General features: G+C 31.0%; 22 protein-coding genes. 18 read left to right on the plus strand and 4 right to left on the minus strand.

All coding sequences use genetic code 11. The features are described from left to right. Nucleotides 1-810 precede the first annotated feature (810 nt). Nucleotides 811-1,506 (minus strand): ABC transporter ATP-binding protein, encoded by a 696-nt coding sequence (locus B4E95_RS12520; RefSeq protein ID WP_291091804.1) that lies wholly within the window; start codon nucleotides 1,504-1,506, stop codon nucleotides 811-813. 243 nt (nucleotides 1,507-1,749) lie between these two features. On the opposite strand from B4E95_RS12520, the gene B4E95_RS12525 reads away from it, so the two are divergent. The 11 genes from B4E95_RS12525 (at nucleotide 1,750) to B4E95_RS12575 (ending at nucleotide 13,233) form a co-directional block, all read left to right on the plus strand. Then, nucleotides 1,750-2,571 (plus strand): prephenate dehydratase, encoded by an 822-nt coding sequence (locus B4E95_RS12525; protein WP_291061255.1) that lies wholly within the window; start codon nucleotides 1,750-1,752, stop codon nucleotides 2,569-2,571. Further along, a complete protein-coding gene (locus B4E95_RS12530) occupies nucleotides 2,568-3,710 on the plus strand; it encodes a pyridoxal phosphate-dependent aminotransferase (protein WP_291091806.1) in 1,143 nt (380 codons plus the stop codon). Before B4E95_RS12525 ends, B4E95_RS12530 begins: the two co-directional genes overlap by 4 nt. After that, nucleotides 3,707-4,555, plus strand: coding sequence for a prephenate dehydrogenase (locus B4E95_RS12535; RefSeq protein ID WP_291091807.1), 849 nt, complete (start codon nucleotides 3,707-3,709; stop codon nucleotides 4,553-4,555). The genes B4E95_RS12530 and B4E95_RS12535 overlap by 4 nt, the downstream gene beginning before the upstream one ends. 125 nt (nucleotides 4,556-4,680) lie before the next feature. Beyond that, nucleotides 4,681-5,760 carry a bifunctional 3-deoxy-7-phosphoheptulonate synthase/chorismate mutase type II gene (locus B4E95_RS12540; RefSeq protein ID WP_115002148.1) on the plus strand — a complete coding sequence of 360 codons (1,080 nt, stop codon included), beginning with the start codon at nucleotides 4,681-4,683 and terminating at the stop codon, nucleotides 5,758-5,760. A 6-nt stretch (nucleotides 5,761-5,766) separates the two neighbouring features. Further along, on the plus strand, nucleotides 5,767-6,687 hold the full coding sequence (gene rsgA / locus B4E95_RS12545; protein WP_291091809.1) for a ribosome small subunit-dependent GTPase A: 921 nt from the start codon (nucleotides 5,767-5,769) through the stop codon (nucleotides 6,685-6,687). A 102-nt stretch (nucleotides 6,688-6,789) separates the two neighbouring features. Next, a complete protein-coding gene (locus tag B4E95_RS12550; RefSeq protein WP_291091810.1) occupies nucleotides 6,790-7,062 on the plus strand; it encodes a hypothetical protein in 273 nt (90 codons plus the stop codon). Nucleotides 7,063-7,197: 135 nt separating this feature from the next. Further along, nucleotides 7,198-7,647, plus strand: coding sequence for a D-aminoacyl-tRNA deacylase (dtd, locus tag B4E95_RS12555; protein WP_291091811.1), 450 nt, complete (start codon nucleotides 7,198-7,200; stop codon nucleotides 7,645-7,647). 19 nt (nucleotides 7,648-7,666) lie between these two features. After that, nucleotides 7,667-9,559: a DUF3857 domain-containing protein gene (locus tag B4E95_RS12560; protein WP_291059784.1), complete on the plus strand. Its 1,893-nt coding sequence runs from the start codon at nucleotides 7,667-7,669 to the stop codon at nucleotides 9,557-9,559. Between the two features lie 7 nt (nucleotides 9,560-9,566). Continuing rightward, on the plus strand, nucleotides 9,567-11,585 hold the full coding sequence (locus tag B4E95_RS12565) for a DUF3857 domain-containing protein (RefSeq protein ID WP_286494954.1): 2,019 nt from the start codon (nucleotides 9,567-9,569) through the stop codon (nucleotides 11,583-11,585). A gap of 89 nt (nucleotides 11,586-11,674) precedes the next feature. Next, nucleotides 11,675-12,001, plus strand: coding sequence for a nucleotide pyrophosphohydrolase (locus B4E95_RS12570; RefSeq protein WP_038333238.1), 327 nt, complete (start codon nucleotides 11,675-11,677; stop codon nucleotides 11,999-12,001). A 2-nt stretch (nucleotides 12,002-12,003) separates the two neighbouring features. Then, complete coding sequence (locus B4E95_RS12575; protein ID WP_291061242.1) at nucleotides 12,004-13,233, plus strand: 3-phosphoshikimate 1-carboxyvinyltransferase; 1,230 nt, start codon at nucleotides 12,004-12,006, stop codon at nucleotides 13,231-13,233. 56 nt (nucleotides 13,234-13,289) lie between these two features. Here B4E95_RS12575 and B4E95_RS12580 read toward each other — a convergent pair whose 3' ends face one another. Both B4E95_RS12580 and B4E95_RS12585 read right to left on the minus strand, forming a co-directional pair. Then, nucleotides 13,290-15,122 carry an ABC transporter ATP-binding protein gene (locus B4E95_RS12580; RefSeq protein ID WP_291091813.1) on the minus strand — a complete coding sequence of 611 codons (1,833 nt, stop codon included), beginning with the start codon at nucleotides 15,120-15,122 and terminating at the stop codon, nucleotides 13,290-13,292. A 149-nt stretch (nucleotides 15,123-15,271) separates the two neighbouring features. Next, nucleotides 15,272-15,697 carry a DUF2147 domain-containing protein gene (locus B4E95_RS12585; RefSeq protein ID WP_038333244.1) on the minus strand — a complete coding sequence of 142 codons (426 nt, stop codon included), beginning with the start codon at nucleotides 15,695-15,697 and terminating at the stop codon, nucleotides 15,272-15,274. 332 nt (nucleotides 15,698-16,029) lie between these two features. Between B4E95_RS12585 and epsC the strand changes: the two genes are divergently transcribed. The 3 genes from epsC (at nucleotide 16,030) to clpB (ending at nucleotide 20,494) form a co-directional block, all read left to right on the plus strand. Further along, the gene (epsC, locus tag B4E95_RS12590) at nucleotides 16,030-16,803 is read left to right on the plus strand and encodes a serine O-acetyltransferase EpsC (RefSeq protein ID WP_291091815.1); all 774 of its coding nucleotides are present in this window, start codon (nucleotides 16,030-16,032) and stop codon (nucleotides 16,801-16,803) included. 12 nt (nucleotides 16,804-16,815) lie between these two features. Beyond that, entirely contained in the window at nucleotides 16,816-17,724 is a 909-nt protein-coding gene (gene cysK, locus B4E95_RS12595; protein ID WP_291091816.1) for a cysteine synthase A, read from the plus strand. Nucleotides 17,725-17,881: 157 nt separating this feature from the next. Beyond that, on the plus strand, nucleotides 17,882-20,494 hold the full coding sequence (clpB, locus tag B4E95_RS12600; RefSeq protein ID WP_291091817.1) for an ATP-dependent chaperone ClpB: 2,613 nt from the start codon (nucleotides 17,882-17,884) through the stop codon (nucleotides 20,492-20,494). A gap of 54 nt (nucleotides 20,495-20,548) precedes the next feature. Here clpB and B4E95_RS12605 read toward each other — a convergent pair whose 3' ends face one another. Beyond that, on the minus strand, nucleotides 20,549-21,058 hold the full coding sequence (locus tag B4E95_RS12605) for a DUF2480 family protein (RefSeq protein WP_291091818.1): 510 nt from the start codon (nucleotides 21,056-21,058) through the stop codon (nucleotides 20,549-20,551). Between the two features lie 100 nt (nucleotides 21,059-21,158). Here B4E95_RS12605 and lpxB point away from each other — a divergent pair, with 100 nt between their 5' ends. From lpxB to B4E95_RS12625, 4 genes are all read left to right on the plus strand, one after another. After that, nucleotides 21,159-22,271, plus strand: coding sequence for a lipid-A-disaccharide synthase (gene lpxB / locus B4E95_RS12610; RefSeq protein WP_291091819.1), 1,113 nt, complete (start codon nucleotides 21,159-21,161; stop codon nucleotides 22,269-22,271). A 248-nt stretch (nucleotides 22,272-22,519) separates the two neighbouring features. Next, entirely contained in the window at nucleotides 22,520-22,960 is a 441-nt protein-coding gene (locus B4E95_RS12615) for a hypothetical protein (protein ID WP_291091820.1), read from the plus strand. Nucleotides 22,961-22,973: 13 nt separating this feature from the next. Continuing rightward, complete coding sequence (locus tag B4E95_RS12620) at nucleotides 22,974-23,531, plus strand: RNA polymerase sigma factor (protein WP_291091822.1); 558 nt, start codon at nucleotides 22,974-22,976, stop codon at nucleotides 23,529-23,531. Further along, entirely contained in the window at nucleotides 23,518-24,870 is a 1,353-nt protein-coding gene (locus B4E95_RS12625; protein ID WP_291091824.1) for a hypothetical protein, read from the plus strand. The genes B4E95_RS12620 and B4E95_RS12625 overlap by 14 nt, the downstream gene beginning before the upstream one ends. Nucleotides 24,871-24,879 lie beyond the last annotated feature (9 nt).

The raw sequence follows: 24,879 nt of genomic DNA on the forward strand, positions 1-24,879 counted from the left end.
ATCAAAATGCACAACGGGTTTTACTATTAAAGGACAAAGGAACAATTTTCCATGACGCAAGTCAAGGATTTATAGTATTAGGAGAATTCGAGTTTTCTAAAAATGTTACCTTTTCTCATGATAAACTGGGTTTTAATAAGTTTTTAAGATGGGTGAATACTCAATAATTAAGAAAGCTGAATTAGTATTTCTTAAGGAAATTACGGGAGCTTATTCTAAAAGAGTAATAAACAACTAATTCCTTAATTAAATAAACAAATTACTCATTGTAAATTAAGAATAGAAAAACTTATAAATCGGATGAATATCTGAATAATAAAGTTCAAAACTACTAACCATTAAAGGTACTGGATTAATGACTATCGGAACGATGCTTACTGAAACGATGTGTTTTAAATGTTTAAAAAAATAAAGCAATTTTCGAGTTTTGTAGATTATAATTTTATGAGAAGAGAATTAGGAACATCAGTAAAAGAGCAAACAAAAATATCTAAAAAAAGGCAACAGATATATCCGTAATACCATATATTTTCCATTTATGGTAGCTTGTAGATTTAACCCAATAATGAAGGAAGTTTATACCAAAATAAATGAGAAAAATACATCAAAAATGATAGGCCAAGTCAGCAAAAACTGTTAGTTTGAATATATATTTAATGGGAATTATACAATTTTTGATACAGATTATAATAAAATAACCTCAGTAAAAACTGAGGCTACACAAGATTCTTTAACAAAGTAAAACTCCTTTAATTTTTGTAAAGATAAAATTTTGGTCTAAAATAGTTCTTTATTTAAATAGTACCTTTTCTATTGTGTTAAAACATGAAAAGCTTCTTCCAAGTTTTTATATTGTCCTTTAAATTCTTCTATCGACTGATCTGCAATAATTTTTCCTTTATTCAAGAGGATTACACGTGAACAAAGCGCTTCCACTTCTTGCATAATATGAGTAGAGAGAATGACTGTTTTTTCTTTTCCAATTTCTTTAATTACTTCTCTAATTTCAATAATTTGATTTGGATCCAAACCATTTGTAGGCTCATCTAAAATCAAAATTTCTGGACTCGAAATAATCGCTTGCGCCAATCCAACACGTTGTTTATAGCCTTTTGATAATTGATGAATTTTCTTATGTTTTTCTGGTGATAAACCTACTTTTTCAATGACTTCATCAATTTTTGATTTAGGCACATTTCTAATATTTGTTACAAATTCCAAATACTCTCTTACATACATATCCATGTACAATGGATTATTTTCTTGCAAAAATCCAATCAATTTTTTCGATTCAATTGGTTGCGTCGAAACATTAAAATCATTCACAGAAATTTCACCAGAATCTGCATTTATTGCATTGGTAATACTTTTCATCAAAGTAGATTTTCCTGCTCCATTTGGTCCAAGTAAACCAACAACTTCGCCATTATTTATAAAAAACGAAACTTTGTCTAAAGCCACCTGTTCACCGTATTTTTTTACTAAATCTGTAATGATTATTCCCATTTGATGAAAAATTTTCGATAAAATTAGCAAAAAAGATTTTGATAACTGATAAATTATTTTTTAGATTTGTAGAACAATTAGAAAAACGAAATGGCAACATTCAATTATTTTAACGCATTCTTTTTTTACTTTTTTGGATATTATCCAGGAGAGCAGGGACTGCGTTGTCAAAATTGATTGTTAACATTCATAATAAGATAATATAAAGTCCCGCAATTTGTGGGACTTTTTTTGTGGAAAAAAATGAAAGAAAGAGTTGCAATACAAGGTTACATTGGTTCATATCATCACGAAGCTGCCAATAATTATTTAGGAAATGACATCGAAATTGTAGAATGCGACACATTCAAAACTTTAGCAAAGTCACTTGCAAAGGGAAAAGTTGACAAAGCAATCATGGCAATTGAAAACACAATTGCTGGAGCAATTTTACCAAACTATGCGTTGCTAACGAAATACAATCTGAAAGTTGTTGGAGAAATTTATTTATCAATCCAACATCAATTGATGGTCAAAAAAGGAAAAACTTTAGACGATGTAAAAGAAGTTCGTTCGCACCAAATGGCATTGTTACAATGTGATAAGTTCCTTGAAAAACATCCAACATGGCGAGTTGTAAATGATATCGACACCGCATTAACAGCCAAAGATATTGTAGAACAAGATTTGAATGATGTTGCAGCAATTGCGTCGAGAAAAGCGGCAGAAGTATATGAATTAGACATTTTAGCTTCGAGTATTCAGACGTTTCAAGATAATTTTACTCGCTTTTTTGTATTGCAACGCGAGCATAACGATTACGAAGATTTCAACAAAGTTTCGATGCGTTTTTCTGTTCCACACCAGTCTGGTGCTTTGGTTGACGTGTTAAATCAAATTGCAGAATGTGGAATAAATATGGACAAAATACAATCTGTTCCGATTATTGAAAAACCTTGGGAATACTCTTTCCACATTGATATTACGTTCGAGCAAAAAGAACAATATTATGAATTGCTTGGAAAAATTGCACGAAAATTAACGGATTTAGAAATATTAGGCGAATATAAACTGGGGAAAAAATGATAGCAGAAGCCCAACGATTACAAAGTGTTCAAGAATACTATTTCTCGAAAAAATTACAAGAAATAGCGAACATGAAAACCGATATTCCAATCATTTCATTAGGAATTGGAAGTCCAGATTTACAACCTCATCCAGATGTGATCGAGGAATTAATCAAAAGCTCACAAAGCGGAATCAATGGCTATCAGAGTTATCGTGGAGTTCCAGAAATGCGCGAAGCTATGGCAAGTTTTTACAAAAACAAATTTGATGTAGACGCCAATCCTTCAACTGAAATTTTACCATTAATGGGATCTAAAGAAGGAATTATGCATATTTCGATGGCTTTTTTGAATGAAGGTGATAAAGTTTTAATTCCAAATCCTGGTTATCCAACCTATTCATCGGTTACAGAATTAGTTCAAGCAGAACCGTTGTTATACGATTTGAAAAATGAAAATGATTGGCTTCCAGATTTTGATCGGTTAGAAAAACTAGCCGAACAAAAACCCAAAATTATGTGGCTCAATTATCCACATATGCCAACAGGAGCCAAAGCTCCAAAAGATGTTCTTAGAAAATTAGTAGAGTTTGCAAATCGTCACAATATTTTAATCATTAATGATAATCCTTATAGTTTTATTTTGAATGATGAGCCGACAAGTATTTTAGAAATAGATGGTGCTAAAGATGTTTGCATTGAATTGAATTCATTAAGCAAAACCTTTAATATTGCAGGTTGGCGAGTGGGAATGGTGATTGGAAAAGAAAGTTTTATCAATTCTATTCTAAAAGTGAAATCAAATATGGATTCGGGAATGAATTTTGCGATACAAAAAGCCGCGACAAAAGCTCTTTTAGTTGATAATTCTTGGTACGATGAATTAACAAAAATTTACGCAGAAAGACGAAGAATCATTTGGGAAATCGCTGATATTTTAAATGTAAAATATAATCCCAATGCAGTAGGAATGTTTATTTGGGCGAAGCTTCCAGAAGGAAAAGATGATAAAGAATTTATTGATGAAGTTTTATACAATAAAAAAGTATTTATCACTCCAGGAAGTATTTTCGGAAGCAATGGTGAAGGATTTATAAGATTTTCACTTTGCGCACCTGTCGAGAAGTTGATTGAAGTAAAGAAAAGATTAGAAGCATGAAAACAATTTCAGTAATCGGTTTAGGATTAATCGGAGGTTCGTTTGCTTTAGCACTAAAAAAAGTTGGTGTTGCCGAAAAAATAATCGGTGTTGATCAAAATATTGAACATCAAATTCAAGCTTTAGAATTAGGAATTGTGGATGAAATCGCTCCTTTGAATGAAGCACTTTCTCAATCAGATTTAGTAGTGATTGCGGTTCCAATTAATTCAATTCAAAAAGTTTTACCAGAGATTTTAGATCAAATTAATGATAAAACAATTGTAATGGATATGGGATCAACAAAAGCTGGAATTTGTAAAAAAGTTGCAAATCATCCCAAAAGAAAACAATTTGTTGCCACACATCCAATCGCAGGAACGGAAAATTCTGGACCAAAAGCTGCTTTTCCTGAGTTGTTTTTAAACAAAGTTGCGATTTTGTGTGATGTTGAAGAAAGCGAAAAAGAAGCAGTAAAAAAAGTAAGAAAAATTTATCAATCGCTCTGGATGAATGTTAAAACAATGACTTCGGAAGCGCATGATGCGCACATTGCGTACGTTTCTCATCTTTCGCACATTACTTCTTTCGCCTTAGGACAAACAGTTTTGGAAGAAGAAAAGAATGAAGATGCAATTTTTGACATGGCTGGATCTGGTTTCGAATCTACGGTTCGTTTAGCAAAAAGTTCTCCTGATATGTGGACACCAATTTTGATTCAGAATCGAGAAAATTTACTCAATGCTATTGATGCTTATCAAACACAAATTTCGAAAATCAGAAAAATGATCGAAGAAAAAGACGCCGAAGATATTCATCAATATTTAAAAAACACAAACGACATACGTCGAATATTAAATAAATAAAGTCATTCTGAACTTGTTTCAGAATCAAATCAAAAATAAAAGTTGAACTAAATTAAGTTTGACAAGAAAATAGAAATAATTACTCTCAAATAAAATAAATATTAAATCTTAAATTTGTAAATGTTATGGAAAACAATAACTGGATAAAAGAATACGATAAACCAATGATTATCGCTGGACCTTGTAGTGCAGAAAGTGAAAAACAAATGATGACAATCGCTGAAGATTTGGACAAAGATTATGTGCAAGTTTTCCGTGCGGGAATTTGGAAGCCTCGTACTAAACCAAACTGTTTCGAAGGAGTTGGTGCAATCGGATTAAACTGGTTGAAAAAAGTAAAAGACGAATTCGGAATGAAAATCGCAACTGAAATCGCCAATGCAAATCACGCAAAATTAGCGTTAGAATATGATGTTGACGTTTTATGGATTGGTGCTCGTTCTACGGTAAACCCTTTTACAGTACAAGAAATTGCTGAAGCTTTACGTGATACAGATAAAACAGTTTTGGTTAAAAATCCTGTAAATCCAGATTTAGATTTATGGATTGGTGCTTTGGAGCGTTTAGAAGGTCAAGGAATCAAAAACTTAGGTGCTATTCACCGTGGTTTTTCAACGTACAAAAAGACAAAATACCGTAACAATCCACAATGGCAAATTGCATTAGATTTCAAAAACAAATTACCAAACGTGCCAATTATTTGTGACCCATCACACATTTGCGGAAACAGAACAGGATTATTTGATGTTGCACAGCAAGCTTTCAACTTTGAATACAATGGATTGATGATCGAAACGCACAATAATCCTGATGAAGCTTGGTCTGATGCAGCTCAACAAGTAACACCAGCTCGTTTATTAGAAATCTTAAAAGATTTAGAAATTCGTGTTTCTGATGATCCAGATGCAATTTACAAAACTGGAATTCAGAATTTACGTCATCAAATTGATGAATTAGATAATTCTATTTTAGATGCAATTGCTCAACGTATGAAAGTTGCAAACTCTATCGGAGAATTGAAAAAAGAACATAATGTGGCAGTTTTTCAGCCAGATCGTTGGAAACAAATCAAAGATAATTCTGTAAAAGCAGGAGTTTCTTTAGGTTTATCTGAGGATTTTGTTGACAAATTATTGCAAGCAATTCACCAAGAATCTGTTGCGCAACAAAACCAAATTATGGTAAAAAAAGAAGAAAAAATTTAAACAATATTGAAAGGAATTGTCATAAAATCTACTGGTAGTTGGTATCATCTTTTAACCGAAGATGGTGCAACCTATCAGGCAAGAATTAGGGGAAAATTTAGAATAGCCAATATCAAACATACCAATCCAATTGCTGTTGGAGATGAGGTTGAGTTTGAGATTGATAAAGATGATATTGCAGTCATTACAAAAATTCATGATCGCAGAAATTACATCATTCGAAAATCTGTTAATCTATCCAAAAAAACGCACATTATTGCCTCTAACATTGATGTTGCTTTTTTGGTTGTAACGCTTTCTAATCCCAAAACTTCGTTTGGTTTTATTGACCGTTTTTTGATTACTGCCGAAGCTTATCATATTCCTGTTGTAATTTTATTCAACAAGATGGATTCGTACACGGAAGATGAAATGGTTGAGTTAGAAATTTATAAATCAATTTACAATTCTATCGGTTACGAAAGTCTTGATATTTCTGCTGAAACTGGTCTAAATTTAGATCTTGTAAAAAATCGAATGAAAGATAAAGTAAGTTTGGTTTCGGGACATTCTGGTGTTGGAAAATCAACGTTGTTGAATACTTTAAACCCTGATTTGAACCTAAAAACGCACGAAGTTTCTGATTTTAATAGCAAAGGACAACATACCACAACTTTTGCACAGATGTACGAATGGCCTTTTGGAGGTTTTATTATCGATACGCCTGGAATTAAAGAATTTGGTTTGGTTCATATCGACAAAACCGAATTACAAGGTTATTTTCCTGAAATTTTAGATTTAAAACATAATTGTAAATTTGATAATTGTATACATGTTAACGAGCCAAAATGTGCCGTTCGAGATGCAGTAGAAAATGGTGAAATAGCAGTTTCTCGCTACGAAAATTATATCACTTTTTTAGAAGAAGATATTTATACCGAAAAATAATTAAAAGCCATTTCTTTCGAAATGGCTTTTTTATTTTCTCAAATTACGGTTTCACGTAAAAATAATTCAACTTCAAGTTTTATTTTTGTTAAAATTAATTGAATGAGCAATTTATCGGTACAAATCGCTTTAGATTTTGTGGAATGTACAAAGGAACAAAAAGAAAGATTTTTATTGCATTTAGAAGATTTAAATTGGAAACCATTAAATCCAAATAAATTGTGGACTGTTGAATTCGATAATTCTAAAAACAAAGAAAATAAACTAAAAAATATAGAACAAGAAATAATTAATGCAAAACAAATATCGAAGCTCTATGAGCTAGATTATATGATAATTGCAGATGAGGAAATCTATTTTAACCAACTAACTTAAACCTATAACGATTGCTTTCTAAACTTAAATTACAACAAGCGTTATAACACATTTAAAAGATGAGTTGTAACGCTTTTTTATTTGTTAATAATTTCTTAAATTTCAATCAATTTAATACCGATTAAAACAATATTTATGCGAGTGATTTTACAGCGTGTGCAACATGCTTCTGTAATGGTGGATGGAAAAATAACTGGAAAAATAGAAAGTGGAATTTTGACCTTGGTTGGCTTTGAACCTGATGATACGAAGGAAGATTTTGAATGGATTTCGAAAAAAATAATTCAACTTCGAATTTTCAATGATGAAAATGATGTGATGAATTTAGATGTGCAACAAACAAATGGAGATATTTTGGTTGTTTCTCAATTTACGTTACATGCCTCTACGAAAAAAGGAAATCGTCCGTCATATATCAAAGCGTCAAAACCAGCTGTTGCAAACGAACAATATGAAACATTTTTGAACGTTTTAGAATCAAATTTCAAACCTGTACAAAGAGGAATTTTTGGTGCAGATATGAAAGTCGAATTGTTGAATGATGGTCCTGTAACCATTTTTATCGATTCAAAAAATAAAGAATAACTTGATTAATAGATATTGAATGAAACAAACTCTACTTTTTTTAACTTTTTTGATTAGTTCATTTTCTTTTGCGCAAAACTATGCAGTTGATCAGATTCCAGACGATTTGATAAAAGATGCTTATGCTGTTGTGCGCAAAAACGAAGAAAAAATAGAACTTCTCAAAGTTGATGAACTAAAATATACGGAAGACGTTGTCGTAACAGTTTTGACTAAAGCAGGCGATAATTATGTTGGTGCGCAAGCGAATTATGATGCAAATACGAAAATTGACTTATTCGAGGCAACTTTGTATGATGCAAATGGAAAAGAAATTAAAAAATTCAAGACCAAAGATTTTGGTGACCAAAGTTATGTAACAGGTGGACAAATGTACACGGATGATCGCATCAAATATTTAAATTATACTCCAACAAATTATCCTTACACGATAAATTATAAAATTGTTACAACGAACAAAAATACACTTTGGATTCCGCGTTGGTCACCTATACGAGCAGCAAATTTATCAATCGAAAAATCGTCTTATCAATTTGTCAATAAAACATCTTCAACCATTCGATTGAAAGAAGATAATTTTAAAGGTTTTGACATTGCAAAAACAGGAAATAACAATAATTTGAGCTATTCATTAAACAATGTTTTGGCATTTAATGAAGAAGATCAAATGGTTGGAAGTCAAAAAATATTTCCTCGCGCTATTTTAGCTTCAAATCAAATCAATATCGATGGTGTTAAAGGAAATTTTGACAATTGGAATGATTACGGAAAATGGACTTTTGATAATTTAATTCGTACAAAATTAGATTTTACTCCAGCTCAAAAATCTGTTTTTCAAAATATGGTAAAAGAAGCAAAGTCGGATGAAGAAAAAGTTCAGATTTTGTACAAACATTTGCAAAATAAAGTTCGATATATTGGTGTACAACTGGGAATTGGAGGACTTTCGCCTTTTCCGAATTCTTATGTTGAGAGCAAAAGTTATGGCGATTGCAAAGCCTTATCTAATTATATGATTGGAATGTTAGATGCAGTGAATATCAAATCGTATCACACCATATTATTTGCTGGAAATCCAATTGATATTGATGAGCAAATGATGTATCAACAAGGAAATCACATGATTGTTTATATACCTCTAAATGGAAAAGATATTTGGTTAGAAGCAACAAGTCAAACAGCTCCTTATAATTATTTAGGTGATTTTGCAGGAAATAGAAAAGTATTAATTGTTGATGAAAAAGGCGGAAAAATTATTCCTTCACAACAATTCAAAACAGAAGATAATCAATTATTCGTGAATGGAAATGCAACACTTTTAGCAGATGGGACATTAAATTTTGATTTTTCTGAAACTTCCAAAGGTTTGATTTATGAGAATTTTGCAAGATTTAATCAATTAAGCGAGAAAGAACTTGATGTTCGTTTAAAAAATCGATTTTCTTACTTACAAGGAATATCATTCAAAAAGAAAGAATTTAATAATGATTGGAAAAATGCTGTTTTCACTTCAAATTTCGAGTTTTCAGCACCAAATTATGCTAAAATTCAAGGAAATAACATCATTCTGAATATTATTCCAGTGAATAAAGAAGAGACTTCTGTCAAAAAAATGAAAGATAGAAAGTTTGATTTCAACATCGAGACAGGATATGTTGACGAAGTTTCGTATACATTGACACTTCCTTCTGGTTATAAATTACCACAAAAATTTGATGCTATAATTGTGAAATCAGCTTTTGGTGAATATCAATTAGAAATCAATCCAAAAGAAAATAATGCATTCGAAATAAAACGTATTTACAAACAATTTTCAGGAACTTTCTCAAAAGAAAAATACAACGAATATGTAGAATTTAGAAGACAAATTTCGGGTTACGATAACACAAAACTACTTTTAGAAAAATTATAACACTAATATGAAAACAATATTTACGATTGTTGCGACAGTTGCAACCGTTTCGAGTTTTGCTCAAGATGTAAAATTTGGAAAACTATCTAAACAAGATTTCGAGAAAACAAAAAGTACAATTCAAGCTGACGCTCCTGCAGAAGTTTTATATGCTGACGGAAATTATAAAGTTAGTTTTAATACCAATCAAGGCGGTGTTGAGCAAACAAAGAAAGTTTTTTATAGAGTAATTGTTTTTGATAAGGATAAAACACCTGATGATGTTTTAAAAATAGAAATTCCTCTTTACAAAAGCTCAGGATCAGATCAAGATAAATTGATTACTTTAAAAGCGGTTACCTATAACCTTGAAAATGGAAAAATTATTGAACAAAAAGTTGAGAAAAAAGATATTTTCTTAGATAAAGTCCATCGTTTTATGGATAAACAAACGTTTACATTTCCAAATGTAAAAAATGGATCAATCTTAGAATATACATACGAAATTATTTCCCCTTTCTATGGAAATACTGATACGTGGTATTTTCAACAATCGATTCCTGTAGTTACGAGTAATTTCACGATGCAAAATCAAGAATATTTTAATTATCAACAAGATTTAAGAGGTGAATTTGCTCCTAAATTAACAAAAAATTCCAAAGAAGATACTTTTTCAACTACTTCTTTTGGAAACAGAGGTGTTACATCTTTTGGTGGAGATATGGGAAATCAAGGCGCGACATCAAGTAATCATAAATTAAAGATTGATACACAAACTTATTCATTAGTTAATTTACCTTCTTATTCTCGCGAAGCTTATGTGCTTAATCCGAGAAATATGTTAGCAAGTATTCAGTTTGAGTTAGCTTCTTTTGTGGTTCCCGGAAGAACCTCAGAAAATTTTTCTACAACTTGGGAACGTATTGGAAAAGATTTGATGGATCACGAAGAATTTGGTCGACAATTAAATGGAAATAACTTTTTAGATGAAACAGTAAACGCTACAATTGTTGGAAAATCTACAAATATTGAAAAAGCTCAAGCAATTTACAATTATGTAAAAAACAACATGGCTTGGAATGATTATTTAGGTCAATATACAGATAAAGGAATTCGAAAAGCATTTAACGAAAAATCTGGAAATTCAGCGGATATCAATCTTATGTTAACAGCTATGTTGCGTAAAGCTGGATTAGACGCAAATCCAATTGTTTTGAGTACGTTGCAAAATGGTTTAATCAATTATTCGTTTCCTTCACGTAGCAAATTGAATTATGTAATTGTTGGAGCAACAATAGATAATGAATTTTATTTAATGGATGCAACTGATAAAAATGCTCAAATTAATTTATTACCAATTCGAGCAATTAACGATCGTGGATTTATGGTAAATGAAAAAGGAATAAAAGAAGTTCCTCTTCGTAATTCGGTTATGACCAATGATAAAATATCAATTACGGCAGATTTAAAAGCTGATGGAAATTTGAAAGGTTTATTTTCTAATGTTCGTGATAATTATTTTTATATGTTTGATAAAAGTGAAATCGCAGATGATCCAAAAGCGTTTGAAAAAGAATTTGTAGAAGATTACAATTTTGAAATTTCAGAATTTAAAACACAAGATAACAAACAAAATGTAATTCGTCATCAATTCAAATTTGATGATGTAAAAGTAGATGTGGCTGGAAATAAAATATTATTCAATCCATTTTTATTTGTTGCGAATACAAAACATAATTTAAATCTAGATCAACGTAATTACAATATTGAGTTTGGTGCACCAACTACGAATACAAATACAATTAAAATTAAAATTCCAGAAGGTTACAAAGTCGAATCTTTACCAACTGAAAAGCAATTTACAATGCCTGATCAAGCTGGTGGATATGCATATAAAGTAATTGAAAAAGATGGTTTTATTATCGCTCAAGCCCAAAAAGTTATTCCATACAGTATTTTACCTGCACAATACTATAAACCATTGAAAGAATTTTTAACAAATATCATTAATGCAGAAAGTCAGCAAGTGATTTTGGTAAAACAATAAAAAAATATTCTAAACATCGAATAAAGCCAACTCCAAATACGAGTTGGCTTTTTATTTTTGTACCTTTAACTTTTAAAATTTAAAATAAGATGAGCCTTAAACAAGCACAAACAGACGTTGATAATTGGATAAAAGAACATGGTGTTCGTTATTTTAACGAATTAACAAATATGGCACAATTAACTGAAGAGGTAGGAGAAGTTGCACGTATTATTGCGCGTCGTTACGGTGAACAATCGGAGAAAGAATCTGATAAAAACAAAGATCTTGGCGAAGAATTGGCAGATGTTATTTTTGTAGCGCTTTGTTTGGCAAATCAAACAGGTGTTGATTTAGAATCAGCTTTTTACAAAAAATTAGATTATAAAACAAAACGTGACCACGATCGTCATCAAAATAATGATAAATTAAAATAAATATGATTGAAATTTCTGCTCTAAAATCTCCTATAAACAATCAATTAGCCATCACAGGTTCTAAAAGCGAAAGCAATCGTTTGTTGCTATTAAGTCAATTATTTGAGAATGTTTTGACATTAGAAAATGTTTCAAATTCAGAAGATTCTCAATTAATGCAAAAAGCGTTAGCGAACAAAACTGATTTAGTTGATATTCACCACGCGGGAACTGCCATGCGATTTTTAACGGCTTATTTTTCTATTCAAGATGGACGAAAAATAACGTTGACAGGTTCTGAAAGAATGAAACAACGTCCAATAAAAGTTTTGGTTGATGCCTTGAATGAGTTGGGTGCAGAAATTTCGTATCAAGAAAACGAAGGTTATCCACCTTTATCGATTGTTGGAAAAAAAATAACGAAAGATTCTATTACAATCCCTTCTAACATTAGTTCTCAATATATCTCTGCTTTATGTTTGATTGGAACGAAATTAGAAAATGGGTTAACGATTAATTTGGATGGAAAAATTATTTCTATTCCTTATATTCAAATGACAATTCAATTATTGAATAAAGTTGGAATTAATGCAATTTTCGAAGGAAATACAATCAAAATTCCTTTTACTGAAAACATCAAAGCTCAAACTTTACAAGTAGAATCTGATTGGAGTTCAGCTTCATATTATTATAGTTTGATTGCTTTATCGCAGAATTCTGAAATTAAAATCTCAACTTATTTCGAAGATTCTTTACAAGGAGATTCAGCTTTGCAACATATTTATGCAGAAAATTTTGGTGTAATTTCAACTTTTGAAAATGGAGTTTTAACATTGAAAAATGAAGATAATTTCATACCAAAATCTATCATCGAATTAAATTTAATCAATACTCCAGATATTGCACAGACGATTGCTGCAACTTGTGTGGGATTGAAAACAAAATGTCATTTAACTGGTTTAGAAACATTAAAAATCAAGGAAACAGACCGTTTAGTCGCACTCAAAAATGAGTTGGAAAAATTTGGAGCAATTATAACAATTACAAACGATTCATTAACGATAGAAGGTTATAATATTTTTGAAAAAACGCCTACTTTAGCAACATATAACGACCACAGAATGGCAATGTGTATGGTGCCTTTGGCTCAAATTTACCCAATTCGAATTGAGAATGAAATGGTCGTAGAAAAATCTTATCCAACATTTTGGGAAGACTGGAAACAATTAGGTTTTGAAATTAAATCGATTTAAAATATAACTAAAAAATCCACTTAATAAGCGGATTTTTTTGTTATATAAAGTAAGTTTTAGTCAAAATTCTGCATATTTACCAAATTGGCATAAACGCCTTTTTTCTCGATAAGTGAATGATGATTTCCTTGTTCAATAATTTTACCTGCTTCCATTACAACAATTTTATCCGCATTCTGAATTGTTGATAAACGGTGCGCAATAACCAAAGAAGTACGATTTTGCATCATATTATTCAAGGCAACTTGTACCAATTTTTCAGATTTCGTATCCAAAGCAGAAGTCGCTTCATCCAAAACCATAATCGGTGGATTTTTATAAACCGCACGCGCAATACTTAAACGTTGTTTTTGTCCTCCAGAAAGCTTGCTACCTCCCTCTCCTACTGACTCTTGATACTTTTCTGGCATTTTTACAATAAACTCTTCCGCATTTGCAATTTGCGCAGCATATTCTACTTTTTCCAAATTTGGAGATTTATCACCTAATGAAATATTATTAAAAATTGTATCATTAAACAAAATAGAATCTTGTGTAACCAAACCAAATAACAAGCGATAATCATTTAATTTTATATGTTTGATATCAATTCCATCAATCAAAATTTGACCTGATTTCACATCCCAAAAACGAGTAATTAAATTAGCCAAAGTCGATTTTCCAGAACCAGATTGCCCAACTAAAGCAACGGTTTCTCCTTTATTAATTGTTAAATTAAAATTCTCGATCACATTATGTTTTCCATAAGCAAATGTGACATTTCTAAACTCAATTTTATCTTCAAACACATCAATTCCTTTAGCATCTGGAACATCTTTTATCGAAACATCAGCATCTAAAACTTCAAAAATACGTTGTGCAGAAACTTCTCCTTTTTGTACATCTGATAATGCTTTCGAAAAACGTTTAATCGGATCTAATAATGTATAAAATGTTGCGATATAAAAGATGAATTGTGAACCGGTTAAACCATTTCCTTCTAACGATAATTTTCCTCCAAAAAATACAATTAATCCAATTGTAACAGCACCTAAAAATTCACTTGTTGGTGAGGCCAAAGCACGTTTTTTCATTACTTTTTGAAGATATTTTCGATAACGATTAATTGATTCATCAAAACGACCTTTTACTTGATCTTCAGCATTAAAAATTTTGATAATCTTAAGCGAAGAAAGTGTTTCGTCTACATAAGTAATAATGTTAGATAATTCGTCTTGTGCATGAGCTGCAGCTTTTTTCAGACTTTTTCCAATCAACGAAATAATTGTTCCCATTATTGGAAAAACTAAAATAGCGAAAATTGTTAATTGATAACTAACTGTAAACAATACCACAACGAAAACAATAATCATAATTGGCGAACGAACAATCTCTACTATTGAATTTAAGATGTTAGATTCTACTTCGTTTACATCACTTGAAATACGATTAATCATATCTCCTTTTCGTTTTTCAGTAAAATAAGCAACTGGCAAATCAATAATTTTGTTGTGAATATCAACACGTAAATCACGTGTCACACCCGAACGTAAGTCTACCAAACAAGTTTCTGAAAGAAAACTGAAAATATTTCGAAATAAAAATGCAATAATAAATATCACACACGAAATCGCTAACACATAAACTGGTCCTTGAGTTTGAGAAAGCTCATTCATATAATAAGCTGAATAATCTGAAAAAAATTGTTTCAGATTACCCAAATCACCAGAATAAATAGGTTTTGCGATAACTCCAGTTGTTTTTTCACCAAACAAAACACTCAAAATTGGCATCATAAAAGCCAATGCAATTACATTGAAAAGTGCATAGAGTAAATTGAATATAATCGCTGTAACAAACGAAGTTCTATATGGTTTTGCGTATGAGAACGCTCTTTTAGTTAAACTCATTGATGTATTTTAGAAAATCAAAACCTTAGTTTTGAAGCTACAAATTTACGTAAAAAAAATAATGACTATTCTTTTAGAAATAGTCATTATAGAGTAAAATTTTGTGGGTTTGATTACTCAGAGTAACCTTTTCGTTTTTGTTTTGATTTTTATTTAACTCGTTGCCAAGTTTGCGTTCTTCCTACAAGAGAAATCCCGATAAAACCTCTTACGTCTAATTTATCATTTCCGTTAAGAGACATTTTTGCTTTGTATTCCTTTCCACTATTAGGATCAATGATTTTTCCACCATTCCATTCCTTTCCATCTTTTTTAAGACCAGAAAGAATTTGCATTCCTAAAATTGGTTTATTTTTTAATGCGCCTGAACAATCTGTACATTTTGCATCTTCTTTTCCTTTTGTTAAAATCTTAGTGACTTTACCATAAAGTTTTCCATCTTTCTCGAAAATCTCTACGTAAGACTTCGCCTGTTTTGTTTCATCATCAATTGTTTTCCAAGTTCCAATTGGTGATTGCGCGTACATTAAAGATGTCAACATAAAGAATAATCCGAATAAAATTGATTTTTTCATATTTTTATCCTTTAAAATTTATTTCACTAAAATAACTATTTTTTAGTGTAAATAAAACACTATGCTTTATTTTTTATTAAAATAATCTTTTTTAAATACATAAACTCTTTTATAATATTAATTATCAGTCATTTAATTTGATAAATAATTTTAAATAAATAAACATATATTTTATTCATAAAAGTCAAGACAGTGTATTATTATGCTTACATAGCAATAATAAAAGAGAAAGCATTTTTATGGTTTTTGTCATTTTTTCGACAATTTCTTCTTCAAGAATAAAAAAATGAATACATTTGTCTACTATTTTTATAGAGTTTATAGATTGAAGAATGAATCAGCTTACGAAATACAGTTTACCATTTAGAAAACAAGAAGTAGAACCGTTGATAGAATCCATTATTTATGATGAGATTTTTCAACAACCAAATCCTTTGTATAAGAAAGAAGATTTACTCAATCAATTCAATTCTATCTTGTTAAAAATTGTTCCTGAGGAGAAGTCGAATCAAATTAGTTTATACTTTTTTGAACAATTCAAACAACTTAGACAAGAATTAGAAGAACTGATTTTTGTTTTTTATGCAAATGATCCTGCATCTAAATCAGAAATTGAAATCATTTTAGCTTATCCTGGTTTTTTCGCGATTGCAATTCATCGTTTAGCACATATTCTCTATAAATTAAATACGCCAATTCTTCCACGTTTTTTCTCTGAATATGCACATTCTAAAACTGGAATTGATATTCATCCTGGTGCTACAATTGGTAAAAATTTTTATATCGATCATGGTACAGGAATTGTGATTGGAGAAACAACATTGATTGGTGATCATGTAAAAATTTACCAAGGCGTAACATTAGGAGCGTTTTATGTTTCGAAAAATTTGGCTGATAAAAAACGTCATCCAACAATAGAAAACAATGTCACGATTTATGCTGGGGCAACTATTTTGGGAGGAACAACTGTAATTGGAAAAAATTCTGTAATCGGTGGAAATGTTTGGATTACAGAAAGTATAGAAGAAGATTCTGTTGTCTATCAAGAGAATAAACCGCAAATAAAAAAACAAAAAAAAGAACAACATATCAATTATATCATCTAAAACCTTACAACAATGATTTACAATAACGTATTAGAAACTATAGGAAATACACCAATTATTAAACTGAATAAATTATTTCCTAACCATAATGTTTATATTAAAGTAGAAAAACAAAATCCAGGTGGATCAATTAAAGATCGTATTGCTTTAGCAATGATTGAAGATGCGGAAAAAGCTGGAATTTTAAAACCTGGAGGAACAATTATAGAACCTACTTCGGGTAATACAGGAATTGGCTTATCATTTGTTGCAGCTGTAAAAGGTTACAAAATGATTATCACAATGCCAGAATCAATGTCAATTGAGCGTCGAAAAATTATGGAAGCTTATGGTGCTGAATTTGTTTTAACGCCAAAAGAATTAGGAATGAAAGGCGCTATTGCAAAAGCACAAGAATTAGCCGAAAAAATAGAAGGCGCTTGGGTTCCGCAACAATTTGAGAATAGTTCGAATCCGACAGTTCATTATAATACAACTGCAAAAGAAATTCTTTCTGATTTTCCACAAGGAGTAGATTATTTAATCACAGGAGTTGGAACAGGTGGACATCTTTCTGGAATTGGAAAAGCATTGAAAGAAATTAATTCTTCAACAAAAGTTATCGCTGTAGAACCAACCGATTCTCCTGTCATTTCAGGAGGAAATCCTGGTCCACACGCGATTCAAGGAATTGGAGCAGGCTTTATTCCAACTAATTTAGATACTTCAATTGTTGATTCTTCTATTCAAATTACAAAAGAAGAAGCATATGAATTTGCAAAAAAAGTGGCTAAAGTAGAAGGTTTATTTGTTGGAATTTCGACAGGAGCTTCGCTGGCTGCAGTTGCAAAAACATTGAATGAAGTAGACAAAGAAGCAAAAATATTAACTGTCAACTACGATACTGGCGAACGCTATTTATCAGTAGAAGGTTTATTTTAAATACTATAAAAATTTTTAAACGAGAGGAGATGTTGTCAAAATGTCTCCTTTTTTTATTCAATATAGTCAAAAAGTCAGTTTTTAGGTTTTATTTCTACTTTGGTATTTTTTTTGATGAAATACAACAAACAAAACCAATATAAAAAACTAAAAACCAATGGATTTTAATCAATTTACAATAAAGGGTCGTGAGGCGATTCAAGCAGCTCAGCAAATTGCAGTTGCTAAAAAAAATCAAGCAATAGAACCAGCTCATATTTTAGGCGGAATGATAGATGTTGATGAAAACGTATTATCATTAATCTTAGAAAAACAAGGTGTAAAAATGGATATGTTGAAACCAGAGCTGGATTTAGAAATCAATAAATATCCAAAAATTGAAGGTCAACAAGGAAATCATCTTTCCAATTCATCTAACCAAATTTTGCAATCTGCACAAGAAATTGCAAAAGAGATGAACGATGATTTTATCACATTAGAGCATTTATTATTAGGTATAATCAAGAATGTATCACCTGTAAGTCAGTTATTAAAAAATAGAGGTGTTACATTCGACAACACAAAAAAATTAGTAACAGAATTGAGAAACGGAGAAAAAGTAACTTCTGAAAACGCAGAAGGAACATATAATTCATTAAATAAATACGCTAAAAATTTAACAGATTTAGCAAAAGAAGGAAAATTAGATCCTGTAATTGGACGTGACGAAGAAATTCGTCGTGTTTTACAAATTCTATCACGTCGTACAAAAAATAATCCAATCCTTATTGGTGAACCAGGTGTTGGTAAAACCGCTATAGCAGAAGGTTTAGCACATCGTATCATCAATGGAGATGTTCCTGAAAATCTTTTGAATAAACAAATTTTTTCATTGGATATGGGAGCTTTGGTTGCGGGTGCAAAATACAAAGGTGAGTTCGAAGAGCGTTTGAAAGCCGTTGTAAAAGAGGTAACTGCTTCTAATGGAGAAATTATTTTGTTCATTGATGAGATTCACACACTTGTTGGTGCTGGTGGTGGTGGTGAAGGTGCAATGGATGCAGCAAATATCCTAAAACCTGCTTTGGCTCGTGGCGAATTACGTTCGATTGGTGCTACAACTTTGAATGAATATCAAAAATATTTCGAAAAAGATAAAGCTTTAGAGCGTCGTTTCCAGAAAGTAATGGTTGAAGAACCAGATGAAGAATCTGCAATTTCTATTTTGCGTGGAATCAAAGACAAATACGAGCAACACCATAAAATTGGTATTAAAGACGAAGCAATTATTGCGGCTGTAAAATTATCAACACGTTATATTACAGATCGTTTTTTACCAGATAAGGCCATCGATTTGATGGACGAAGCGGCTTCTAAGTTGAGAATGGAAATGAATTCTAAACCAGAAGATTTAGATAAATTAGATCGTAGAATTATTCAATTAGAAATCGAAATTGAAGCGATAAAACGTGAAAATGATGAGAAAAAATTGAATCTTTTGAAAGAAGAATTATCTAATCTTCAAGATGAAAGAAATCAATTGAATTCGAAATGGGAAGCGGAAAGAAATCGTGCCGATGAAGTTCAAGATTTGAGAAAATCTATCGAAAATATCAAATTCGAAATTGAGCGTGCAAAACGTGATTATGATTATGCAAAAGCTTCCAAATTAGAATTTGAAGACTTAGTTAATGCAAAAAATAATTTAGAAGAAGCTGAGCATAATCTTGAACAGAATAAACAAAACAAACTAGTAAAAGAGTTTGTTGATGCAGATGATATTGCAGAAGTTGTATCAAAATGGACTGGAGTTCCAGCTCAGAAAATGATGCAATCTGACCGCGAAAAATTATTGAATTTAGAAAGCGAATTACACAAACGTGTACTTGGACAAGAAGAAGCAATTACGGCTGTTTCTGATGCAATTCGTCGTTCTCGCGCAGGTCTTAGTGACGAAGGAAAACCAATTGGTTCGTTCTTATTCTTAGGTTCGACTGGTGTTGGGAAAACTGAGTTAGCAAAAGCTTTGGCTGAATTTTTATTCGATGATGAAAATGCAATGACTCGTATCGACATGTCCGAATATCAGGAGCGACATGCAGTTTCTCGCTTGGTTGGGGCACCTCCGGGTTACGTTGGTTACGACGAAGGTGGTCAGTTAACAGAAGCAGTTCGTCGTCGTCCTTATTCAGTTATTTTGTTGGACGAAATTGAGAAAGCGCATCCAGATGTTTTCAATATTTTGTTACAAGTTTTGGATGACGGACGTTTGACAGACAACAAAGGTCGTGTGGTTAACTTTAAAAATACGATTATCATTATGACATCGAATTTTGGTTCTCATACGATTTTGGATAAATTCTCGAATATTGACGAAAATAATGTGGCGCAAGTTTATGATGAAACAAAAGATGTCGTTTTTGAGGAATTGAAACAAAACTTTAGACCAGAATTTTTGAATCGTATTGATGAAATTATTTTGTTCCGTCCATTGAGTGAAAATCAAATTTCTGGAATCGTGAATATCTATTTAAGCGGAGTTGCTAAGAAATTAGCACAACGTGATATTACATTAGATATTACGCCAGAAGCTGTCGATTATTTAGCAAGAAAAGGCTACGATCCACAATTCGGAGCACGACCATTGAAACGAGTTATTCAACAAGATGTATTAAATGAACTTTCAAAAGAAATTTTAAAAGGAACAATAAATGATAATGATGCGGTTTTAATCGATTATTTCGAAGAAAAACCTGGAGATAATAAATTAGTTTTCAGAACTAATCAATAAGTATATTACGATTTTATTCATGTGTAAAAAAATCCGCTCGTTGAGCGGATTTTTTTATTTATTCTTTTTATAAAGCGGAACAGTGCTACACGCTTCACCAAACATTAACGAACTTACAATTGGTTGTAAACGTTCAATCAACTGAATATAAGCTGATTCTGGTACAGGTTTGTGAGAGCAACCTTTCACAATTATTTTTCCATCAACATAATCTTCATAAGGCAAATGATCTACAATTTCTGTGTACAAAATCGTATCCAAATCTTGTAAACTTCCATGTACAATTCGTTTCGCAATTGGCGACAAATAGGTTGCGACCAACAAATAAGCCCAAGACGGAACAATCGCATCCGCAGTACACGTTAACGCTACATATTTATCTTGATATTGTGTCCAATCATGATTTTTCAGATTTTCTCTAAAATCCTTTTCTCTAAGAATCAATTCTTCATATAACCAATCTTTCAAGTCAAAAACAACACGATCTCCATCAGGGTAATAATCCTGTAAATCAATTGTTACTAAACTACTATTGGCAACTTTATTTATAATTTCGTCTGACATTTTTCTTTGTTTGAAAGAGTAAATTTACGCAATAAAAAACATTGAAATCTACTCCACTTATAGATTTCTCCTATCTTTGTAAGAAGAAAAATGATTTCCATTGAAATACTATATCATTGCAGGTGAAGCTTCGGGCGATTTGCACGCATCGAACTTAATGAAAAAATTAAAATTAAAAGATCCACAAGCTGAATTCAGATTTTGGGGAGGAGATTTGATGCAAATGCAAGGCGGAACTTTAGTCAAACATTACAGAGATTTGGCGTTTATGGGTTTTGCTGAAGTTGTAATGAATTTAAGAACGATTTTAGGAAATATTTCGGTTGCTAAAAAAGACATCGAAACTTATCAGCCAGATGCAGTTATTTTAGTTGATTATCCTGGTTTTAATCTCAGAATTGCTGAATTTGTAAAAAGTCTTGGAATTAAAGTTTATTATTATATTTCGCCACAAATTTGGGCTTGGAAAACTGGTCGAGTTCATAAAATCAAAAAAGTTGTCGACAAAATGTTTGTGATTCTTCCGTTCGAAGAAGAATTTTATCAACGTTACAATTACAAAGTAGATTTTGTTGGAAATCCATTATTAGACTCGTTGAATAATCTTCCGTCAATTGATGAACAACAATTTAGAAAAGACAATAATTTAGACGAAAGACCAATTATTGCTTTACTTCCTGGAAGTCGAACACAAGAAATTAAAGTCAAATTACCTTTGATGCTTTCAGTGGAAAAAGATTTTCCCGATTATCAATTTGTTGTGGCGGGTGCTCCATCTCAACCAATCGAAAATTATAAAAAAATTGCAGGAAATGATTTGAAAATTGTAGAGAATAAAACCTACGATTTATTGCGCGTTTCTCATGCAGCTTTGGTTACATCAGGAACAGCAACTTTAGAAACTGCTTTACTGAAAGTTCCAGAAGTTGTTTGCTACAAAGGAAATGCAATTTCGTACGAAATCGGAAAACGTGTTGTAAAAAACATTCGTTTTATTTCGTTGGTGAACTTGATTATGGATGAAGAAGTGGTGAAAGAGTTGATTCAATATGATTTAACTTACGAAAATATCAAACGAGAATTAGATTTAATTTTAAATTCTCCTAAACGAGAAAAAATCATGAAAAGCTATGAAGAATTGTATCATAAACTTGGTGGAATTGGTGCTTCAGAAAGAACCGCTTCACTAATTATTGAGGACTTAAAAAAATAATTTAAAAAAAAGTAAAAGTTTGACGCAACCTTTTATTGTTTTTTTAATCTTGTAAGCTATAGATGTCATTCAGATCTAATTATTAAAATGTTTCAGGATTGACTTAATTAAAGTTTACACCTATTCTAACAAAGGTAATCCTCTTGATTTTCAAGGGGATTTCTTATTCTATATGTTAATTTCTTATTCTTTCACGCAACCTTTTCTAAAATCTATATCTTATTTTTATAACGATTAAAACTCATACAATGAAATTAATGAAAAGATTAAGCATGTTTGCTTTGGTAGGTATTTTAGGTTTATCAACATTTAGTTGTTTAAATAATGATGACTCAGATTATATGAATTATGGTTTTTTAGCAACAACGGCAATTAATGTTCATGAAGACTCTATTCAGCCAGTAGGAAAAACTACAAATATTCGAGTAACGTACGAAAAAACAAATTCTTGTCAAAATTTTATTCAATTTAGCTCTTTACAAGGAAGTACAACTTTTAAACACAACATTGGTGTTTATGCAAGTCAAAGTAATGGAAACTGCACGCAAGATACTTCGTACGAAACAAAAACTTTGAAGTTTACACCTAAAGAAGCTGGTGAGTACACATTAAGATTTTGGACGGGAAATAAACCAAATTCAACTGAACCAATTTATGACTCAATTGTGTTAAATATCAAAGAAAAATAAAGTCCAATAAGTTTTGAATAGTGACTCTCTTGAAATTTTAATCAAGCAATGTCAAGAACAAAATAGAAAAGCTCAAGAAGAAATTTATATTGAGTTTTCGTCTGTTTTGTTCTCGATCTGTCTTCGTTATGCCGAAAATCACGAAGATGCGCAAGATATTTTTCAAGAGGGTTTTATTCATATCTTCAATAAAATAAATCAATTCAAGTTCGAAGGATCTTTTGAAGGTTGGATGAAACGGATAATGGTAAATCTTAATTTAGAAAAACTAAAAAAGAAGAATAATTTACCTTTTGAAGATTTCGAAAATCTCATTATAACACAAGAAGATGACGACGAAGTTGAAGAAGATTTTGATTATCAACAGTTGTTAGAAGCCGTTCATAATCTTCCACCACAATATAGGCAAGTTTTTAACCTCTACGTTTTTGAAGAATATTCGCACCAAGAAATTGCAGAAATGCTGACCATTTCGGTTGGAACTTCAAAATCAAACTTATCAAGAGCACGAAATTTATTAAAACAAAAACTCAATCAATTAAAAACTGTCACAAAAGATGAACAAATTTGATCAACATATTAAAGATAAACTCTCGCAACCACAACTTCCTCCTTTGGATGCTTGGAAAAATATTCAAGAGAAATTAGACGAGAAAGAAAAGAAAAAACGCATCATTCCTTTATTTTATTGGATTGGTTCTACAGCAGCGTGTTTAGTTGCGGGAATTTCTATTTATTATTTTAATCAAAATGATGCGGTTAACGTTAATCATACTCCGACTAATGAAGTTGTAAAAACGAAATCGACATCTAAAGAATCCACCAAAAAAGATTGGAATAATATTGAACATACAAATGAAAAGTCTTTTGATAATAAGATTGTTTCTTCTGTAAAAAAATCGACTGAATCAAATCAAAAGATAATTCAAAGTTCAAGTTCATATTTTGAAAATATAATTGGAGAATCATCTTTATTTTCGAATATAATTCCAAATCAAAAAGAAGATAAAACACAAGAATTAGGTAAAACAAGTTCAACTCAAAAAGATAATTTTGTTCAAAATAATTCTATAAATACTCCAAAAAATGAAGTTTCTGAGAAAGAAGTTAAACTTAACATTTTAGAGGAAAAACCATTAGAATTAGTTCTTCAAGAAGAAAAAAAGAAGAAAAAAGAGAAAGTAGAAATCAAACAGAAATCTCCACTTCTGACGATCTCTTCGTACATCAATCCTACAAAAATGTTAGATTCTAAATCTATTTTAGCGGATGAATTTAACGATCATACTATCAAAAACAATTTGACTGTCACTTACGGTGCAAAGATTTCTGTCCGTATAAATGATAAGATAAATGTCCGTTCGGGAATTTCAAAAGTTGAGTTGGAACAAAATACAACCAATATAAATTCGGGAATCAATACAGGTGTTTATGCACTTTCTGCAAACATGCCAAAATCATCGAACAATATCACATATCATTCGAATATTCGAGTTGTAGATGATAATACATCACATACGACAATGACCATGTTGTCTTCTGAAACCAATACTATGGAACAAAAAGTTCATTATATCGAAGTTCCATTAGAAGTTGAATATAAATTGGCAAGTTTTGATAAATTCAATATTCTAGCAATAGCGGGAGGAAGTTATTATGCTGTAACGAAAAATTCTATTTCATTGGCTGATACTAATACAAGATCAAATTATAAATTAGGCGAAGCAAATAACTTAAATAATTCGAGTTATAGCGCTAACGCAGGGGTTAAGTTAGAATATAATTTATCAAATAAATCAAGTATAAATTTGGAACCAAATTATAGATATATGCTAAATCCATTGAAAAATGTAGATGCTAAAAATCCTTCTTTATTAGGATTGAATTTAGGTTTTTCAATTAAATTTTAACAAAAAAAA

Source organism: Empedobacter sp. UBA7494, from assembly GCF_002478465.1.
GTDB classification, from domain to species: Bacteria; Bacteroidota; Bacteroidia; order Flavobacteriales; family Weeksellaceae; genus Empedobacter; species Empedobacter falsenii_B.

Bases quoted from the DNA above. Each gene is read 5' to 3' on its own strand.
- B4E95_RS12520 (WP_291091804.1), bottom strand. From the start codon at position 1,506: ATGGGAATAATCATTACAGATTTAGTAAAAAAATACGGTGAACAGGTG.
- B4E95_RS12525 (WP_291061255.1), top strand. From the start codon at position 1,750: ATGAAAGAAAGAGTTGCAATACAAGGTTACATTGGTTCATATCATCAC.
- B4E95_RS12530 (WP_291091806.1), top strand. From the start codon at position 2,568: ATGATAGCAGAAGCCCAACGATTACAAAGTGTTCAAGAATACTATTTC.
- B4E95_RS12535 (WP_291091807.1), top strand. From the start codon at position 3,707: ATGAAAACAATTTCAGTAATCGGTTTAGGATTAATCGGAGGTTCGTTT.
- B4E95_RS12540 (WP_115002148.1), top strand. From the start codon at position 4,681: ATGGAAAACAATAACTGGATAAAAGAATACGATAAACCAATGATTATC.
- B4E95_RS12550 (WP_291091810.1), top strand. From the start codon at position 6,790: ATGAGCAATTTATCGGTACAAATCGCTTTAGATTTTGTGGAATGTACA.
- dtd (WP_291091811.1), top strand. From the start codon at position 7,198: ATGCGAGTGATTTTACAGCGTGTGCAACATGCTTCTGTAATGGTGGAT.
- B4E95_RS12560 (WP_291059784.1), top strand. From the start codon at position 7,667: ATGAAACAAACTCTACTTTTTTTAACTTTTTTGATTAGTTCATTTTCT.
- B4E95_RS12565 (WP_286494954.1), top strand. From the start codon at position 9,567: ATGAAAACAATATTTACGATTGTTGCGACAGTTGCAACCGTTTCGAGT.
- B4E95_RS12570 (WP_038333238.1), top strand. From the start codon at position 11,675: ATGAGCCTTAAACAAGCACAAACAGACGTTGATAATTGGATAAAAGAA.
- B4E95_RS12575 (WP_291061242.1), top strand. From the start codon at position 12,004: ATGATTGAAATTTCTGCTCTAAAATCTCCTATAAACAATCAATTAGCC.
- B4E95_RS12580 (WP_291091813.1), bottom strand. From the start codon at position 15,122: ATGAGTTTAACTAAAAGAGCGTTCTCATACGCAAAACCATATAGAACT.
- B4E95_RS12585 (WP_038333244.1), bottom strand. From the start codon at position 15,697: ATGAAAAAATCAATTTTATTCGGATTATTCTTTATGTTGACATCTTTA.
- epsC (WP_291091815.1), top strand. From the start codon at position 16,030: ATGAATCAGCTTACGAAATACAGTTTACCATTTAGAAAACAAGAAGTA.
- cysK (WP_291091816.1), top strand. From the start codon at position 16,816: ATGATTTACAATAACGTATTAGAAACTATAGGAAATACACCAATTATT.
- clpB (WP_291091817.1), top strand. From the start codon at position 17,882: ATGGATTTTAATCAATTTACAATAAAGGGTCGTGAGGCGATTCAAGCA.
- B4E95_RS12605 (WP_291091818.1), bottom strand. From the start codon at position 21,058: ATGTCAGACGAAATTATAAATAAAGTTGCCAATAGTAGTTTAGTAACA.
- B4E95_RS12615 (WP_291091820.1), top strand. From the start codon at position 22,520: ATGAAATTAATGAAAAGATTAAGCATGTTTGCTTTGGTAGGTATTTTA.
- B4E95_RS12625 (WP_291091824.1), top strand. From the start codon at position 23,518: ATGAACAAATTTGATCAACATATTAAAGATAAACTCTCGCAACCACAA.